Below are 17,195 nucleotides of genomic sequence, written 5' to 3' on the forward strand. Positions count from 1 at the left end.
AATGGATGCAAGTAGTGGCTTTTAATATCATATATGCTTCGTCTAAGCGATTCTGAGCCACTCTAGCCTGTATGCCAGTGCTCACCCACGATGATATGTGGAAATCCTCTCAAAATCGCCCCTACGCTGTTTTTAAAGACAGGGAAAGGATCGCCTACGGCTCACAGTACCCCCTAAAAGATCGCCTACGGCTCACAGTAAACCAAAAAAAACATAAAATTCAGCTAGTAACACCGATAGCCGTTTTTCTTGTGCCCTTTTTCAAATGTGTAATTCTCATTTTCAATGACTTAGTAATATTTTTGGTTTGCTTAATGTCAGCCCTGATAATTTTAAACTTATCCTCGTATTTTTGAATAAGCTGGCGCACTTCATCAGACCGAATTGAAAAATAGCGTATGTCAAAATCGCCATTACCTGTGGTTGGAGCATTGCGCATAGAGCCAACTTTTTTAGTTGCCTTGTTCATCACAACCATTCCCCATCGAATCCGTACTGAGCCCCTGTCGTTATGAATTACTGGCAGGTATGGGGAAAATAACTCTTTGTTATTTATTTCTTGCATAAACTGTTGGATCAGATTTACCGCATTATCAGCGCATACAGTTATTGCTTCCTCACAGTCAGCAAGGATTGCTTCCAGCTTTAGCAATAACGCATCTTCATATGATACTGACATGAATTTCAGCACTCCAGAAAAGGTTCAGAAAAAGTTATTTTAACATAAACTAATTATACCGTAACTACCCTATTGGTGACTTATTAGCCCGATTACATTAAGTCGTAACTACCGTTTTGGTGACTTAATATCTGAGATACATTAAGTCACCAAAACCCCTTTGGTGACTTAATGTTTTTTGAAAATGTGCCGATAACAATTTTGGTGCAGAAGAAAGAATTGTCTTTCATAAGCCATAAAACACCTATTTTCGACTAAATGTGAATGTTATTAATTTCTTTGGATTATAAGTATCATGCCAATAATTATTTTGGTTATTTAACGTATTGAATATGTGTGAAATTTCATTCTCTCTCTGTTTACGCATACTGTAAATAAATGTATAATAAATTGCATTAGTCGTAGTTAGTGTGTTGACGACTAATGCATGTCTTACTATAATTTATACTGATATATACGTATATGCTCAGAATAAGTGAGGGGAGGATGAAACGCTTTCTTCTGTTTTTAAGCATTTTTAATGCTGCGATTTGCGAGGCTGCTGTTGTAGATTTAACTAATACCTCGTGGGAAAAGCACGCTAAACAATGTAACCTCGATCCGCTTTTACTCTATGCTATTGCTCTTAAAGAGAGCTCCCATAGAACAGGCGATAAATCTTTTGTTGCACCCCATCGCTATGCTTTAAATAACCCAATTATGGGCTCTTATTATCCGGTGAACCGAGATGATGCTGTCCGAAAAGTGCGGGAATATGTAAGCGTTTCAGCATTGACTGATATCGGTATTACACAAATTAATTGGCGTTGGAACGGTAGTAATTATGTTTCTGACCCTGCTGAGTTATTAGATGTAGATAAGAACATTGAGGTATCAGCGAAGGTCTTGTGTCGAGCGATTGAACTATCTCCAAATGATATAGCGCAAGCCATCGGTAATTATCACACACCAAATCCAGCGTTAAAGAACAAAGCTAAAGAATATGGTGAATCAGTTCTGCTCATATGGAAAAGATTGAAAGAAAATGAACAATAAAATAAATTGCTACAACACTGAAATGACTGATGTACTTTTCAGTTTATTAAGTAATTCTGAAAGAGTTGATAATAATCCATTTGTGGTCGTCAATTCTGACAAAACCTGTTTTGTTGAAGATTTTTCCATTATGAGAGATTTTTTCAGTGGATTGAAAGTGCCAGCATATATATTGAGCTATAAAGAGGATTCTCAGTCTTTATATACTAAGAAAGACCCGAACTTTAAAAAATCACTGTTGGATGTTTCATTTTTGCGTTTAACAATGCTAATTGAATCAGCAATTATTAACAGCATGTCTGGCACAGATACTAATCATTTCTTTTGGTTTAATGATTGTCAGTCATACAATACAATTAATAAGTTTTCTTTTAAAGAAATACTGTTTTCTTTGTATTCAAAACAAATATATATTTCTCCAATTTACAGACCTTCGATTATATCAACTAGGTTAGTCGATAATGATGGTTATCATAAAAAATATGATGATGTATTATTCTATCTTAAATCTAGAGCGCGCTTATGTGGAAAGGTGTTTAAATGAAATTAACTATTGCGCCAGAAGATTATCAATTAGCAATTGATATGATAAAACTTGGATTTAGAAAGAATGTAATATTGTCTGAGATTCCAGCAATATCTCCACGTATGTATGGATGTTTACGAAATGATTCAGGAATTGATAATGAGGATAATGATTTTACGTTAGGACGACTAAGAAAAATTAGCACTATATTAGCTAATCAACATGATAAACGATCTGCTACTGATTTTTTACATGTATATTTAATGACTGCACAAGATCCAGAAAATAGATTGCAAATAGAAGAATTGGTTGGTGCTTATAAAGCATACCGCCATTTATTTAATGTTCATTGTGGCTTCTTTGATGATCCATTAAAGAAACACATAATTGATCCGAACTTGGCATGGCAAATCGCAACCAATTACCGAAATGGAATAATTGGTTTAACTGGCTGTTTTGAGTGTCGGCAGAAATATATCTATCTTACACACGAATCAGAGGATTCCTGCAATATGAAATGTCCATATTGCTCTGAATCTAAAGAAAATGAATTTATTAATAATAAGGGTGAATAATGAAAAGTTGTAAAATGATTACAGGGATTCTATTTTCATTAGTGTTATCCGGCTGTGCTAATAATGAAAATAGTAATTGGATATATAATAATGAGGCTTCAAAACCAGTGGTTGAAAATGGAAGTGAGGCTCTCAAAATTGCTAAATCAATAGGGTTGAATAATCTGGATGATGATGCGGATAATTACACGATCTTTGCTGTGTTAGTACCAAGTCAGAAAGGAAATTCATTAAAAAAGATTAAGGAACCTATTGTTGTAAACGATACAAAAGGGATGGATCAGTTAAGAGAAATCACCTTACAAAGCAAGAATGCAGTAAATGTAGTGGATCTTACCCTTGCTGCAACAGTAAACCCTGTTTTTGGGCTTTTAGCTTTTGATACAAGCACACCTGAAGAACGAGCACCTATGATGGAAGGTCGTTTACTAGTAACCGAATGGGGGTCTACACCGCTGAGTTTCAGTGACCAGCTTTTGAAAACGAAGCGTATTAACTCTGTCTTTGATAAATACTTATCAAATGCAATTAAAGCTGAAGTGGCTGGAAATGTTTTAGCATGTAACGCTGCTAAATTTGTATCTGTTACAGAAAATAGAACTATTTCCGAGCAGAATCTATATGTAAATGTGCATCAAGCACCATTCACTAATCTGAAGTATTCATATAATTATACGGATCATGAGTGTGTTCATTATTTACACGACACTGGTAAGTATGAGGAAGAATTCAAGAAAATTAGTGTTGAGTTAGGTCCTGAAACCGTACTGTTTTTGCCGAGCAATTTGAAAAGTGAGCCAAAAATAATACGGAATGGTCAGGTATATAAATTTAGATAAAAAAAATCCCGCTTATTAGCGGGATTTATTTATCTATTCATCTTTAACACTTAACCTTGTTTTCGCTCTTTGTCTAACTTCATCTAAATCTGTACCTTCAACCCCTCTGGTAAATCGCTCGACAGAGTTTACTCGCTTTCCATCAGCATTGAGTGTACTTCCAGAACCCGTATATTTATCGAGGTCAAATTCTTTGAAATCAGGAAGCATGTCGGCTTCTTTAAGAGTTGCGGTCCATTCAGAAAAGTCTATTTTGGTGAAGTCTACTTTATCCATATCTGCTAATGTAATTCCTTCACAATTCGGATTTTTTGTATCACCGTATCCTATTGTTCCTCTAACGTGCTCAGTGATTATTCTGGCTACCTGAGAGTTATACGCACAGTAGCTACTTTTCTTTTCGATACATGCGCCAAGAACCTTCTTAGAACACCAACTGTCTACCTTTGTCGCTAACTTAGTTTCTTTTTTGATTGCCAGTTTGAATTCTTCATCGGTACAAGCCCATATAATATTCACCAATAGGTTTGCCATTTGGTATGCCAAGTATGCATATCCGACAACTGACATGGCTGTTGTGATCGTTGATGAAAGTTGCACTACTGAAGCACCGGAGCTAGCCCCTCCGTTTTCTGCTAATGATTGAGTTGCGGTTTTTCCGCCTTCAGTAGCTGCGGATTGGAAAATAGCGTTTGTAACAGCCTCACCGAAGGTGTTTGCAGTCCATTCGGCAACTTTGGTTGTTAGGTTGTTAAGCGCTGCTGTTGTCATCGAGACAACGCCTTTTTCAGCGACTCCTTGAGCTACTTCAGCACCGGCATTTCCGACAAAAGAGTTAAAAGCGGAAATAGCAGGTTTTGTAATAGCTTCCACCGCATCCATAGCTGCTGTGCTTGCCATATCAAATAAGCCTACACCACCATCAAACAACCCTGCTTCTATCGCTAAAGCATCTGCCGCTCTCATAGTCATCATTGAAAGCTGTACGTATTCTATCCAGCTCACACCGACCGGTTGATCACAACAATCTACCCATCCTCCCATTGCCGTTCGGCATGTCAGAGCTTCACCTTTGAAAATGACACATTGCTCTTTATTCAAAGAAGATTCACCGTTGTTTGCTTCTTCTGCATCAGCACAATTAGTATCTGCCAATGCAAAAGATGCCGCATTCAACATAGCAGCCGCTGTTGCAAAATCACCATTCTCTTGAGATGAAGGACGTAAACATGATCCATTTAGACATTGTACCGCGCCGTCACAAATTAGCTTTTCATGGACTGCGCCATTATTAAAGGTAACATCTTTTCCACAATCCCATGTTTCACTAGATTGCCAGCAACCAGCAATATCACCTTCTTTTCCCGTTAAACATTGAGACTTTATAAATGAACAACCTTGCTTCTCGTATTTTTTACATGTGTTGTTAACTCCATGCTCTTTACCGCAATGCGTGATCACTTCTGCTCGCTTACAGAATGGAGATATTTTATCTAACGGCGGTGGCACGAAGTCCTCTTTACAGAGTTTGACACCATCTATGACAGCACAACCGTCTTTATCGGGGATTATTGTGTCATGACAAACAACAGTGTAATCCTGACAAAATCCTTCTTTAATGGCTTTGACTGCCTTGTTAAATTCACCTTGCTGTGGCGAACTCCATACATCGTTAGTAAGTGCCTTTTTTTTATCAAATTGAATGCGTAATTGTGCAAAGCCTTCACCTGCACCAGTTACAGAAACTCTGTTTTTAAAAAACACTTCATCATACGGTTGGACCTTACTAAATTTTTCAGTCACATCAACATCTAATTGCTGGTCCCAACTTGTAGAAAGTTCGCAACGACCAGGAGTTTCAGGTGGAAAAACATCTTTTCCGTGTGGTCCACCCCATACCTGTTCAAGATCAGTGCTTGTACCAGCATAGATTTGCATGTAATCATCCCATTTAGCGCGGGTTATTTTTGCGCTAATAACAGCGGTTGGGTTAATAACATTCACAGACATATAATCTTCAAATATTCGGCAGTTACCTTTCCAGTAGTCATCACCTACTTTTCCTAACCAGATATCAACACATGTCTCCCCACAGGTTTTAATATTTGCAGGACCTGAATTATGAGATACCAAACCTGCTAAATATGGATGATTAACTATGTAACCACCTGTCACATCGACTGTTTTTGTGCATTCCTTATAATCAGGTATGTGCTTTTTATCTACATAATCCTCAAATACCTGTTTTGTTTCGCATTTTGAAATAGCATCGGAATATTTTTTTTCATTTGAGAGAAAATCGTTATGAACATTAAAAACATCATCATCTTTGTTAATGTCAATTGAGGAATGACGGGATGCCCCTACTAAAGTTCGGTATGCCTCTCCCTTGGGGCTTTGTTCTGTTTTAAGTTTTTTTGATTCATGAAACCCAATTTCATTTGTTTTGCTATCATTGCCATAGACGTTTGATACATCATCTACTCCCATAGCAAGGCTGTCTTTATAATAAATACTGTTAAAATTGACTGATTCACCTTTACCAAATTGTGAAGTACCTTTCGAGTCTACATTTAGGCTTGGTAATGTTTTATAAAAATTTAAAGCCTCTTTAGCTGTGTCATGACCAGCAGTAACTCCCTCCAAATTATTTTTATCTGTCTGATATTTACCTGTGTTTTCTGGAGGTGTGGACGGAACTTCAGCAAATGAGTTAACGGGTGTTATCATCACTGAGATATAGGCTATTAGTGATAAATGAGTCACCACCGAAGAAAAATTTCTTCTCCTAAAATTTTGAATCATTTTCTTTCCTCATGGTTTTCGGATCATTACATGATAAACACCTTACATTTCTATTTTTCAGGATAAATACTTAGAAAAGGGTTCTATTTAGCATGTAATTTTTTATGAAATAAGGTATGATTTAATCGTATATAAATTAATCAGTTGAGGGGGGCGATATGTCTTTTAATCACGGTTTCATATACAGACGACCGCGTTATTATCACTTCACCCGTTCGTGTAAGTGTCATGCGGAGAGAATGCAAAAAGCAGAACAACAAGCCGCAGAACAGCGTCAACACGATATTGATTTATATGGCTCTGCTTATGTTAGGAAGCGTGAAAGCGGCTCTGGTTTCGGTAGTTTTTTAGAAGATTATGGATTAGGTATTGCTATTGTCGTTTTTCTGGCGTTTTTTTTAATGCCAATTTGAGTAACGCAGATCATAAAGATAAGGCAAAAACACAATGTTTTTGCCTTTTTTTATGTCCGTTATCGCGGTTTAATTTGTTCTACTCTTGGCATTGGGTTACCTTTTGTAATAATTGCTTTATCTTCACCTGAACCTTCTGATTTTTCAGGTTTCTCTGGTATAGAACTAGGTGATAGATCTGTACCGATAATTATGTCCCTACGACTTCTTTGTGGAATTTGATTGCCATTACCACCTGCTAACGTGTTGTTGGTTATGTTTAATTGAGTATTCCCAGAACCCGTTCTTGCTTCAATTTGCACATTATTAAGTGCGCTGTAAAGTTGGTCACGGCTGGCATTACCGCCATTTTCATAATATGTATTTGCGAAATTTGTTGCTGCTTCATTTATTTGATTAATAGAAGTGGAATTTTTAGCAATAGCTGCGTATTGTGCTAGTCCGTCTGTAATATTGTTGGACTGTTCATACGGCATAGCCACTGTGTTTACTGGCTTCATAGAATTTAAATTTGCCGTTGTATCTGATTCTATGTTGTTTTGATCTGCACCCACGTTACTAACTGAATTGTTCAATGCATTCATGCTTGCAGCAACACTTGTGCCATCATTTGAAATCATTCGAGAGCTATTTTCTGATACAGAACTTCCATGTAATTGTTCTCTAGCCATCTTAGATTCTGAATAATGCTCAGACATTCCTAGTCCTGCACTATTTTTAGCTGAAACATCTTCTACATTAGTCTGTTGGCTGTTTAAGAACTGTTGGGCTTGAGCTGTAGTATTACCGAATTTGGTATTAACAGCCCCCTGAGTGCTGGAAATATTGCCTTGAACTTCCGATGCAGTATTTTGTGCAACATTCATGTTTCTACTTTCTTCGCCATTCATAGCACCAGTAGGGTTTGTAGCAGGACCGAACAATTCTCCAAAGTGGTTAACTAAACCGCCAGTATCGTTTGCTGCATAAATTGTCGCCGCGCTTTCTGCGTCCGATGCTCCCATAATGGAACTAAGCTGCTGTTGATATTCTTTTTTTCTGTTCTGGAATTCATCATTACTTAGATTTTCATTATTGATTTTGTCTACAACATTACTGTTTTCATTTGCTAAATTTGCTACCTGACCTGCGGTATAAGACTGTTTTGTAGATACAGAATTATTAGCAGAAACAGTCTCACTATATGATTCTTGGGCTGTTTCTGCTTGCGAGGCGGCTTGTCTGATACTTTGTGCTAGTTGTGCTGACTCTTGAGTACCACCATGTTTATCAAGTTGATCCGCAATGTGTTCAGCAAATTGAATATTATTGGATAAACTGGTTGCATCATTCGTTGCAACTGAGTCATTTGTCATTATGCCGGTTGTTTGAGCTCCAGAATTACGGTGAATATCGGAGGATTGAGCACTAACGGCAGCGCTACCGCCAATAGAAACGCCTTTACCACCAGAGCCACCAGCTCCACCAGTATCCGGTGAACCTACGCCCATACCACCTGATACGCTTGCGTCACCGGATAAAGCGGTAATTTTTGCGCTCTCATCAATAGTAGAGGATGTGTTACCAGTTGTGATCATTGAGCCATTATTGGATGAATTGCTAACTGTATTGCTCAAACCGGTATCACTATTGATTGTAGATCCGTAGTTATGAGATGTATTTATCCCCATAGAACTCAAAGAACTAACACCTTTATCAATAGCTGAAGTTAAGGTTTCTTGAGCTGTAATATTTCTACTGGAAGCAGATTGTATAGCTTGTTGTCGCGTATTTAATAAGTCCAGTTTTGGAGCAGTGCTATTCCCGCCTGTTATCGTTGATACTGCATTATGTGCTGATTGTTCAGTAACTGCTGATTGCTTGTGTAAAGCTGGAGAATCAGTAGCATCTGGAGTCATTGGTGACGTATCAGGAGCACCTGTTGTTGATAGACCTTTTGTTAACCCCGTGAAAGCATAAGAGGAACCAAACACGACAAATGCGCCCAACATCGGTACTGATGCCATCATGTGCCCTGCAATGGCGATATTTTTCTGTGTAACAAATAACAAATGGTATAAATCGGAGAAACTAGAAGCACCAGAAACCAGCACTGAGATATCAGACTGTGTTTTAGTTAACATAATAGCGTTCATGATCGCAAGTAACGGTTGCCATGTTTGAATCCACAAAAGCACCAGAACGTATTTAAGGCTCAAACCTACGCCCATTAATCCGAATGCTAAAGCGAAGGCAACAAATGGCACCAGACCGTATACAGCCGCCTGTATAAAAGACTGAAGATATTGAATCCAAATTAGAAATGACGAACCTTCAGACGCCCATTTGAATGATTGTTGAATTTGAGACTGTGATTTAGCGACCGCCGCATAGGAGTGATAGGCGTTTTCATTAGCGGTTTGAGGCATATTAACAACGAACGGGTACATTAATAACTGCGCTTGAAAATCACGTAGGTTTTTCCCTGTAGCCCCAAAAAATGTCATTGCTTCAGTCATGGTCTGGTTTGCAAATGGAAGTGAACACTGGTTCTTTGAGCCGTATGTTTTACATTTTTCACTAAACCCATTTCTTACACTGAGCACACCTTTACCGATTGAGTCAGCTTGCCCGCCAACCATAAGCCTGATACTTTTCATTGCCTCAAGACAGGACACATCATCAACTTTACCGTTTACTTCAATGGCAATAGTTCTGTTTGGGCTTGTTGCTAGTTGATCATCAAATGGCTTATTCATGATTCCCATGAAACTTTGAGCCCCTCTTGCAATATCAAATGCAAGGCATTGGTTTGTATAAACCTTTATAGCTTCCTCTAAGTGAGCACTTTTACTATCGCCACTGGACCAAATTAACGGATCTCGCATTGCATCAAACATTGATGCAAGGGTATACAATGGGTCAACGGGACCGTTTTCAGTCATGCTTGGCATTGAAAATGCCTGTTCCATTTTTCGTGTAAACTGATAACCAGTATTGCTGATAATTGATGCTGTAAAACCAACACCGAAAGGTACATTATCAACAGCCCGTACTTCGCCGGTTGTAACATCTTCAATCGTGACTCTTGTTGTAACTTGAAAGAAGCATAAAAATAGAACTACTGATACGGCAGCTTGTTGAAATGCTATGGTTCTACCACCATCAGCGGCAGATTTTATTACATATCCGATGATGGATAACAAAAAAGCGATTTTAAATGATCCTGCCAAGACACCATCGTTACTGAGCATACTAAGCCCGTTAAACACCATTGAAAGCGCCGAAGCTCCACCAGATGATGTGTATACGTGAAAATCCATTACTGATTACTCCGATTGATTATTGAGCGTTCACACCATCTGGAACGTGAATTGGTTTCGTACCAACCATGAATGTATTAAATATTTCGTTTATTCTGACTAAACCACCATGCTTAACAATGTAACCATCATGTATTTGTCGAAGGGTTACTTTTGCATCTCGTATCATTTCGCGCTGTTTTTTTATATGAGCAAAAATAGGTTCCTCATTGTTTTCTATAATTCTATCTGCACTGCTTTCAGCGGCAGTTAACATATCGTTTAAATATACGAAAGCTGCTTCATAACTAATTATTTCTGATATATTTCTGTAATAGTGCATTGCTCTAGTAGTATCTTGACCATCTATTAATTTGTAGCCATTAGTGACAGCCCCATTAACATTGAAAAACAATACTTTTTGTTTTATGTTTTCAGCAGGTTTCTCATTGCTTATATATTTTTGAAGATAGTTATATTTTTCAAATATATCTAAGAATTGAGTCTGAAGCCCATCAACCTTAATTTTCTTTGGTGCTGGAGCTATGCAGGTGTCTTTTGATGTACCACAGCCATAGATTTGAACATTTTCTTTTTCTTTTGAGCCTTTCATCAATAGTTCATAGACTTCCTCAATAGGAATGGGAGCAATTGTTTGGTGCAATATAGGAGTGGATTTGTCATTAGATTGTGTGGCTTCTTTTACAATAACCATACCAGTCAAACTCATAACTAATTCCTTTTGTTCGTCCGTAGAATTTAAAAATCCACTATTAAATCCACCTTTACTTAATAAACACCACATTACATTACCGTAGTGAGTACACGGTTTTGTTAAACCGGCTTTTTGTGCTGCCATCATTGGCGGTTGTTTACCTAACACCTCGGATTTATAGCTATTGAATGAATCCTGAATACCTTTAGATGAAAGCTGTGCAGACACTGACGTTTTCATTTCTTCGCTAATTGCACCTGCCATATCTACCATTAAGCCTTTTGATAATTGACATGAGTTGGCGGTGTATTCATTCAGCTTTTGTATGATGGATTGTAGTTTTGATAACTCCCCTCCCAGTACGGCATCCATAGCGTTAATAGCCAACTGAAATGCCAGTCCGACAGAGTTAGCCGCGATATTTCGGAGCAATTGAATAAATTCTTCCGTGTTAATGAAACTGAATGATCCAGCAAAGAAATCAATACCGGCGCATCCACCAGATGCTTTAGGTAACGTTACGTTAACGGGTGTAAGGGTTCGTAGCTGATTACGGACCACGAAGCCCCCTCCTACGTACCCCTCGCGAGTAACACTCTTATAAGAACCACCGCTGGTTGTGTTCGACATAGAGCCAAACATCTTATTTAATTGCTCGTTTACATCAGCGGATTGACTAATAGGAGTAAATCCGAAAAGAGCGGTAACAACCAAACTTAATAATGTCTTTTTCATTACGAAATTAGCCTTTTAAGGTTTTATAACTTGAGATCGTTTTTGGATATATTCAACAAATAGAATTGGGTCATTTAAAATATCGTCTGGCATATCTTTGATTATGTCGCTGTCAATATATCCATTGTGATTAAGGGGAAGTGTGCTTGTGTAATCTTGTTCAGAAATTAGTTTTGCATCTTTAGCAATCAACACAGTGCGTTCCTTCAGAGAATCACTACTGATAGCGCTAAACGAAATGATTCTGATATCTTTAGGCGGTATGGCTAATGCAATCGCCGGTACATTAGTAATTCCAAGTTTTTTGGCTTGACCGGTATCAATTTTCATATTGTTAAATTCATTTTGAGGTAGAGGGAGACCATCAACAGAAATAGGAATTACATTTATGCTGGTTTCATGACTAAATGTTTTTAAAACGAAGGCTTGCTTCTCACATAAAGGACAGTCCTTTCCTTTAAAAAAGAAAAAGATACCTGCTTTACTTGAAATGCTATTCAAGACACGTCCTCTGTTTTCGTCAGCTATTCGTGTTTGCTCCATAGCCGCAAATGAGGATGTGGATCGGCGATTGTTTTCATCAATGAACGGATCAGTAGTAGTTACCAGTCTCGCCATATCTGCATAACGACTGGCTTTGTCAAGCATGATCCGTTGCACGTAATAGTATCGCCTTACATTCTCTTTAGTCGGATTATCAATTGCATCATCTCGTAGCTTCTGAATGTTCTCCCGATACCATTTAACCGTAAATTTCGGCTCTGGTGCAGGAGCTGGCGCTGGTGTTAGTTTTGGTTCGAGTGGCTTAGGTTTTGGTGTATCTGGTTTTTGTTTAGTTGGAATGATTGGCTTTGGTTTCGCGACTTGCTTTTCATTATAGAAAAACCACCCTTCATCTTTTTTTTCCAAGTCTTGTACACTTCCACCAATTACCTGCTCAGAATCATCGTATGCTTTCTTAGGCTCTTGATTTGCCAAAGAATAACCTGTTCCTGAAATTGAAATAGCCACAATTACAGCCATAGATAAATATTTATGTTTTCTCATTGAAATTCACTTATGTTTGATGTCAGCGACCTAATAAAAATGTTTTGCATTAGGAAAACACTGTTTTTATTCAGTTTTTACATGGAAAATATTTGTATTTTATATTTGCAAAAATTATTTTTTCTTGTATTAAAGTGATAAATTTCAAGCAAAAAAAAAGCCTCCGATGAGGGAGGCTTTATAGTTGTTTTCAGTGAAGCAAATTTGGGGTAACAACGCGAAAAGTAACCTTTCACTATCGTGCTGTGACTATTAAATTCGCACACATTTGAAGTATGGATTGCTCAATTTCATTGAATTTATTGATAAATATAGTGTTTTTACCAAATATCCTCTTGAAATAGGCTTCGTTTGTCCCATCTTCGTTCAATACAAAGGTACAGACTTCTATTCCTTCGATTGTTGCTGAGTTGATGATTTCTTGAGTCTTATTATCATCATTAGGTTCTCCGTCAGTGATAATGAAAATCATCTTTTTCTTTTCCCTTGATAGAGCGATTTCGCTTATTACGGGAATCAAACTTTCAGCCAATGGAGTAGAGCCTAAACATCCTTTGTGAGTAAAAACGCCTTGAGAAATACTTGCGCGAAGCGGTGTATATCTTGGCTTCATCGTTTGTACTAGTAGTGAATTGGATTCTTCAACGTAAAAAGGAAATGCATAGCAAGCTGTTGAAACACCTGTGATATTTAACCCTTCCAATACTGCAATGACGGAAGATAATGCAGCTCGAATACGGGATGTATCAAAGTGGTATTCATGCATTGAGGAACTAGTATCAAGTAAAATAGAACAAGCACAATTTGGGCTTTGGATAACACTTTTAGTCTTAAAAATGTTAGTGTTTCCCGTTTTTACACCTGCTAATTTACTGGATTTAATTCTTGCGCCTTGCTCCTTTAACCGTGAAGTGGATGTAGTATTATCATGGACTAATTTTTCAAATGACCGGCGTAATCTACATCCTGTATTCAAACTTCTCTTAATATCAAGTGAAGTTATTGTTTGTGTGGCTTGATTAAAATTTTTCTTCCACTCTGTGTTAATAATCGCAACGTTAAAAAAATCATTAACTATTCCCTTGGAACTCATATCCTTTTTAAGTTGTTCCGTATTCGAGATTGTAGATGTTATATCTTGAATAACATTTTCATTTACACTATCGAATGAAACGTCCTTAAAAATATCGTTAAAACTCTCTGGATCTGAATCTAAGTCGTCAGTATCAGTTTCGGTTGAAACATTGACGTCATTAGGTCCATTTGAACTTTCACCCACACCAGAGCAGTCAGAGTTACCGGAACCGTCAGGGTCATTACCCTCAGAGTTACCGGAACCGTCAGGGTCATTACCCTCAGAGCTACCAGAACCGTCAGGGTCATTACCCTCAGAGTTACCGGAACCATCAGGGTCATTACCCTCAGAGTTACCAGAACCGTCAGGGTCATTACCTTCAGAGTTACCGGAACCATCAGGGTCATTACCCTCAGAGTTACCAGCATCGCCAGAGCTACCATTAGAGGGAGGTAACGTATCTTGTGGTTTGAGCTGAAGGGCTGTTGCTAGAACAATGAATAATTTTTTGGCAATCAGATTGTTATCGACAGTAGTTGTGGATAAAAGCACCATTTCTAATAATCTATCAACCTTGTCAGAAATTGCTATGGTAAAGATTGAAATGAATTGAAGTTTTAGTTCGTTAATGTTGTTAACAACGACTCCGTTGTATTTACTTCTACCATGCAGTAAAACATAGTTTATGAAAAACGTTATTTTTTCCTCAATGGAAATGACGGAGTTAATAGGTTTTTCTGTAAAAACATGTTGTCTGACGGCATCCAAGTAATACTTGGCACCACCATAAACATGCTCTAACTTTGATTCAATCCAGATATCTTCGCAAATATTTTCTAATACACTAATATATTTATTGCCTGTTTGAGCAACAAATGAAAAATCAGTGAATTTGGCATGTCCAATTTCATGAATTAAAAAACCTAACAAAATATTACCGAAAGATGTATCAGTTGTGTAAGGAATCCCTATTTCATATTTACCACTTTCAGATACACCACAATACGCTTCGTCAGTAGTAAACTTAATTGAAATGTCAAATTTGCCAGCTAATACATTAGCAACGATTGCTAATGAGGCTGCACTTCTTAATTGTTTCATATATATACCTATTTAAATAAAAACGCCTGAATAAATTCAGGCGTTAGTTTGGTTTCCCATATTATTAGTAGAAAAATGGAACATCCTGATTTTCATCTTCAACACTAAAGGATGAATTTACAGGTAGATCCGAAGAAACTACTTCAGGTTCTGATTGAACATCAATTGGTGTCGGAGTTGGTGTCGTATTTTCTACAACATCTTGACTCACATTCGGCACTGTAACCGTTTGTGAGTTTTCGGCGACATTCACAATGTTTAAATCGTTTTCTGTTGGTTCAGCATCATCATCTTCATCGACTATAATTTCAATGAAATCACTATCAGTATTACCCGTTACAGGTACTGAAGTTGGTATGGCAGTTGATAAATCAATGTTGTTTGTAGTTTGTGGTAAAACAGTTAATTCCACATCTGATACATCGTTCAAATTGGTGGAGTTTATTAACTGTTTCAAAGTTTTAATGTCTGATAACGTAATAAAAAGTGTTGTTACGGCAATTGATTCGTCATTAGACAATCTACCAACGCTTGGCAACGTTGAAATAAAGTTACTCAAATAATCACTTAAACTGCCAGCATCTGGATTTAATACAGCTAATCCTTTCAGCTTACTTGCAACTTCTCGTAACGTATTGAGTGTAGTTTGAGATATGTTTGATGCATTGTATGAGCCACGTTCCCGTAACTCAGAAATTCTATCAACAACATCAAGCAGGACAGATTCTTTAAGGCTTTGTACTTTTTCTTCTGACTCGCCTTCACCAAAGGGTGAAATATTGAAAGAAGAAAAACCAAATTGTAGCTTTTCATCTAACCGTTTGACGTCAATAACTTCGGACTCAAACAGTTTTTTTACAGTTTCATCTTCTTTATCTAACCATGAAAGAAAATCAGTTGATATAGCGGATAAAAACTCATTTTTGAATATATAGAATTGGTCCTTTAAATCATTTAGCTGCTGCCTTACGTGACTTGCAAGTGAAGTCGGCACTGCATACCCGTTCAAGAATGGAACACCATATTTTGAACAGATTGCATCAGCACCAGTACGAAAGGTACGCATTTTGTTGATTTTTGCAGGGTCAATAACCTTTTTGGTTCCGAGGCTGGCTATTGTTTCGGGAGGCAGAACTATATCTCCAGTGTTAATAACCTTAATATCTTTACCTTTAAGTGTTTTTCTTCCAGTAGTTAAACGGATACCTTCCAGAGAAAAAATTACTACATTTTCAAGAATGTTTGGGCTCATAAATTCACCTACATATTTATATATTTAAAAAAGGCAAATAGATAAATCTATTTACCTTGTCGATTTATTAATAATTAAAATTAAAAATAAGATTTGAATTAAGATTTAAAATAAACATTAAACATATCGTTCAATGCTATTTTTTCATCTTCAGGAGCTCTGTTAGAGATATGTAATTGCCATGCATCTAACAGAATATCTACCGGTGGTTGTTTAGAACGAAGCATAAAATCGAAACGGCGAACAACATTCACAAGGCTTCTAGTTGAAATAGCGGTACTACTGAAGCTAGTGACTGTCGCAGATGTACTTTTACGTACATCGTTAGCCAGCTTTATCAGCCCATCCGTCAGTAACTGATGTGATTCAGGATCAGACAAAAATGAAGCAAGTAGCTTACGTTCTTCTTTTTCGGGCATATAGTCAGCCTCAACAAACATAAACCTATCGAGGTTGGCTATATTCTGTGGTTTTACACCACTGTAATTTCCTGTCATATCACCGGTCCCATTACTGTTTGCAGTTACTGCAAATCTAAAGTTTTCATGGTGATGAATGCATTCATTTGTTTCAGGAATGACAAGAGAACCCATCTCTAAGATCCCGTTGAGGGAGTTAGCTACGGAAGGTTCTAATTGGTCATACTCATCAATCAGAAAAACCAACCCATGCTTATACGCGATGGTTAGCGGTCCTTCATGAAAGACGGTTTCTTGATCACCCGTTAATTTATCGACCTTTAGGCGAAAACTACCGAGTAAGCTACTCATATCAAGATCAGGACTGGCTGTTACTTTCATCAATCCCCAATTCATACGAGCAGCAATTTGCTCAACTATTGAAGATTTTCCACAGCCAGTAGGTCCAGAAATCCAGAGTGATGTATCTAATGGGTTATCAAACCACATTAATACATGCTTTCTGAGTGAAGGTTCAAACACATACTTCTCATTAAATTTCGGGATATACTCTGAAAATTGATGGTCATTAGAAAAACCCTTGATACTATATTTGCCCTTTAAATTCTCAGGCAGAATAATACCTAAAGATTCCATATCGACCGGAGTGTTACGTTTAATATCAAAACTGTTATTTACAGCGTTCATATATTTACCTA

The 17,195-nt window shown here is 37.4% G+C and carries 13 protein-coding genes; 5 read left to right on the forward strand and 8 right to left on the reverse strand.

The window, feature by feature from the left end; translation table 11 throughout:
- Window positions 1-220: 220 nt before the first annotated feature.
- The gene (locus RB151_RS08380; protein WP_048609139.1) at window positions 221-679 is read right to left on the reverse strand and encodes a hypothetical protein; all 459 of its coding nucleotides are present in this window, start codon (window positions 677-679) and stop codon (window positions 221-223) included.
- A gap of 486 nt (window positions 680-1,165) precedes the next feature.
- Here RB151_RS08380 and RB151_RS08385 point away from each other — a divergent pair, with 486 nt between their 5' ends.
- The 4 genes from RB151_RS08385 to RB151_RS08400 are packed head-to-tail and all read left to right on the forward strand — an operon-like array spanning window position 1,166 to window position 3,654.
- Window positions 1,166-1,714 (forward strand): transglycosylase SLT domain-containing protein, encoded by a 549-nt coding sequence (locus tag RB151_RS08385; RefSeq protein ID WP_023159981.1) that lies wholly within the window; start codon window positions 1,166-1,168, stop codon window positions 1,712-1,714.
- A gap of 22 nt (window positions 1,715-1,736) precedes the next feature.
- Complete coding sequence (locus RB151_RS08390) at window positions 1,737-2,258, forward strand: hypothetical protein (protein ID WP_158516019.1); 522 nt, start codon at window positions 1,737-1,739, stop codon at window positions 2,256-2,258.
- Window positions 2,255-2,815, forward strand: a complete 561-nt coding sequence (locus RB151_RS08395; protein ID WP_023159982.1) for a FlhC family transcriptional regulator — start codon at window positions 2,255-2,257, stop codon at window positions 2,813-2,815. Before RB151_RS08390 ends, RB151_RS08395 begins: the two co-directional genes overlap by 4 nt.
- Complete coding sequence (locus RB151_RS08400) at window positions 2,815-3,654, forward strand: hypothetical protein (protein ID WP_048609141.1); 840 nt, start codon at window positions 2,815-2,817, stop codon at window positions 3,652-3,654. Before RB151_RS08395 ends, RB151_RS08400 begins: the two co-directional genes overlap by 1 nt.
- Window positions 3,655-3,687: 33 nt before the next feature.
- Here the strand turns inward: RB151_RS08400 and traN are convergent, their stop codons facing one another.
- Window positions 3,688-6,459, reverse strand: a complete 2,772-nt coding sequence (traN, locus tag RB151_RS08405) for a conjugal transfer mating pair stabilization protein TraN (RefSeq protein ID WP_053083867.1) — start codon at window positions 6,457-6,459, stop codon at window positions 3,688-3,690.
- A 239-nt stretch (window positions 6,460-6,698) separates the two neighbouring features.
- On the opposite strand from traN, the gene RB151_RS24270 reads away from it, so the two are divergent.
- Window positions 6,699-6,872, forward strand: a complete 174-nt coding sequence (locus RB151_RS24270; RefSeq protein ID WP_155405756.1) for a hypothetical protein — start codon at window positions 6,699-6,701, stop codon at window positions 6,870-6,872.
- Between the two features lie 59 nt (window positions 6,873-6,931).
- Here RB151_RS24270 and RB151_RS08410 read toward each other — a convergent pair whose 3' ends face one another.
- The 6 genes from RB151_RS08410 to RB151_RS08435 form a co-directional block, all read right to left on the reverse strand.
- On the reverse strand, window positions 6,932-10,105 hold the full coding sequence (locus tag RB151_RS08410) for a conjugal transfer protein TraG N-terminal domain-containing protein (protein WP_237071522.1): 3,174 nt from the start codon (window positions 10,103-10,105) through the stop codon (window positions 6,932-6,934).
- A gap of 88 nt (window positions 10,106-10,193) precedes the next feature.
- Window positions 10,194-11,603, reverse strand: a complete 1,410-nt coding sequence (locus RB151_RS08415) for a conjugal transfer protein TraH (protein ID WP_071547980.1) — start codon at window positions 11,601-11,603, stop codon at window positions 10,194-10,196.
- Window positions 11,604-11,618: 15 nt separating this feature from the next.
- Window positions 11,619-12,650 (reverse strand): conjugal transfer protein TraF, encoded by a 1,032-nt coding sequence (gene traF / locus RB151_RS08420; RefSeq protein WP_048607580.1) that lies wholly within the window; start codon window positions 12,648-12,650, stop codon window positions 11,619-11,621.
- Window positions 12,651-12,885: 235 nt separating this feature from the next.
- Window positions 12,886-14,826 (reverse strand): VWA domain-containing protein, encoded by a 1,941-nt coding sequence (locus RB151_RS23320; protein WP_071547981.1) that lies wholly within the window; start codon window positions 14,824-14,826, stop codon window positions 12,886-12,888.
- A gap of 64 nt (window positions 14,827-14,890) precedes the next feature.
- Complete coding sequence (locus RB151_RS08430; RefSeq protein ID WP_048607585.1) at window positions 14,891-16,078, reverse strand: DUF3150 domain-containing protein; 1,188 nt, start codon at window positions 16,076-16,078, stop codon at window positions 14,891-14,893.
- 98 nt (window positions 16,079-16,176) lie between these two features.
- Window positions 16,177-17,184 carry an AAA family ATPase gene (locus RB151_RS08435; RefSeq protein WP_048607586.1) on the reverse strand — a complete coding sequence of 336 codons (1,008 nt, stop codon included), beginning with the start codon at window positions 17,182-17,184 and terminating at the stop codon, window positions 16,177-16,179.
- Between the last annotated feature and the right edge of the window lie 11 nt (window positions 17,185-17,195).

The organism is Providencia rettgeri (genome assembly GCF_001874625.1).
GTDB lineage: Bacteria > Pseudomonadota > Gammaproteobacteria > Enterobacterales > Enterobacteriaceae > Providencia > Providencia huashanensis.

Coding starts and splice junctions, on each gene's coding strand:
- RB151_RS08380 (WP_048609139.1), bottom strand. CDS start 679: ATGTCAGTATCATATGAAGATGCGTTATTGCTAAAGCTGGAAGCAATC.
- RB151_RS08385 (WP_023159981.1), top strand. CDS start 1,166: ATGAAACGCTTTCTTCTGTTTTTAAGCATTTTTAATGCTGCGATTTGC.
- RB151_RS08390 (WP_158516019.1), top strand. CDS start 1,737: ATGACTGATGTACTTTTCAGTTTATTAAGTAATTCTGAAAGAGTTGAT.
- RB151_RS08395 (WP_023159982.1), top strand. CDS start 2,255: ATGAAATTAACTATTGCGCCAGAAGATTATCAATTAGCAATTGATATG.
- RB151_RS08400 (WP_048609141.1), top strand. CDS start 2,815: ATGAAAAGTTGTAAAATGATTACAGGGATTCTATTTTCATTAGTGTTA.
- traN (WP_053083867.1), bottom strand. CDS start 6,459: ATGATTCAAAATTTTAGGAGAAGAAATTTTTCTTCGGTGGTGACTCAT.
- RB151_RS24270 (WP_155405756.1), top strand. CDS start 6,699: ATGCAAAAAGCAGAACAACAAGCCGCAGAACAGCGTCAACACGATATT.
- RB151_RS08410 (WP_237071522.1), bottom strand. CDS start 10,105: ATGCTCAGTAACGATGGTGTCTTGGCAGGATCATTTAAAATCGCTTTT.
- RB151_RS08415 (WP_071547980.1), bottom strand. CDS start 11,603: ATGAAAAAGACATTATTAAGTTTGGTTGTTACCGCTCTTTTCGGATTT.
- traF (WP_048607580.1), bottom strand. CDS start 12,650: ATGAGAAAACATAAATATTTATCTATGGCTGTAATTGTGGCTATTTCA.
- RB151_RS23320 (WP_071547981.1), bottom strand. CDS start 14,826: ATGAAACAATTAAGAAGTGCAGCCTCATTAGCAATCGTTGCTAATGTA.
- RB151_RS08430 (WP_048607585.1), bottom strand. CDS start 16,078: ATGAGCCCAAACATTCTTGAAAATGTAGTAATTTTTTCTCTGGAAGGT.
- RB151_RS08435 (WP_048607586.1), bottom strand. CDS start 17,184: ATGAACGCTGTAAATAACAGTTTTGATATTAAACGTAACACTCCGGTC.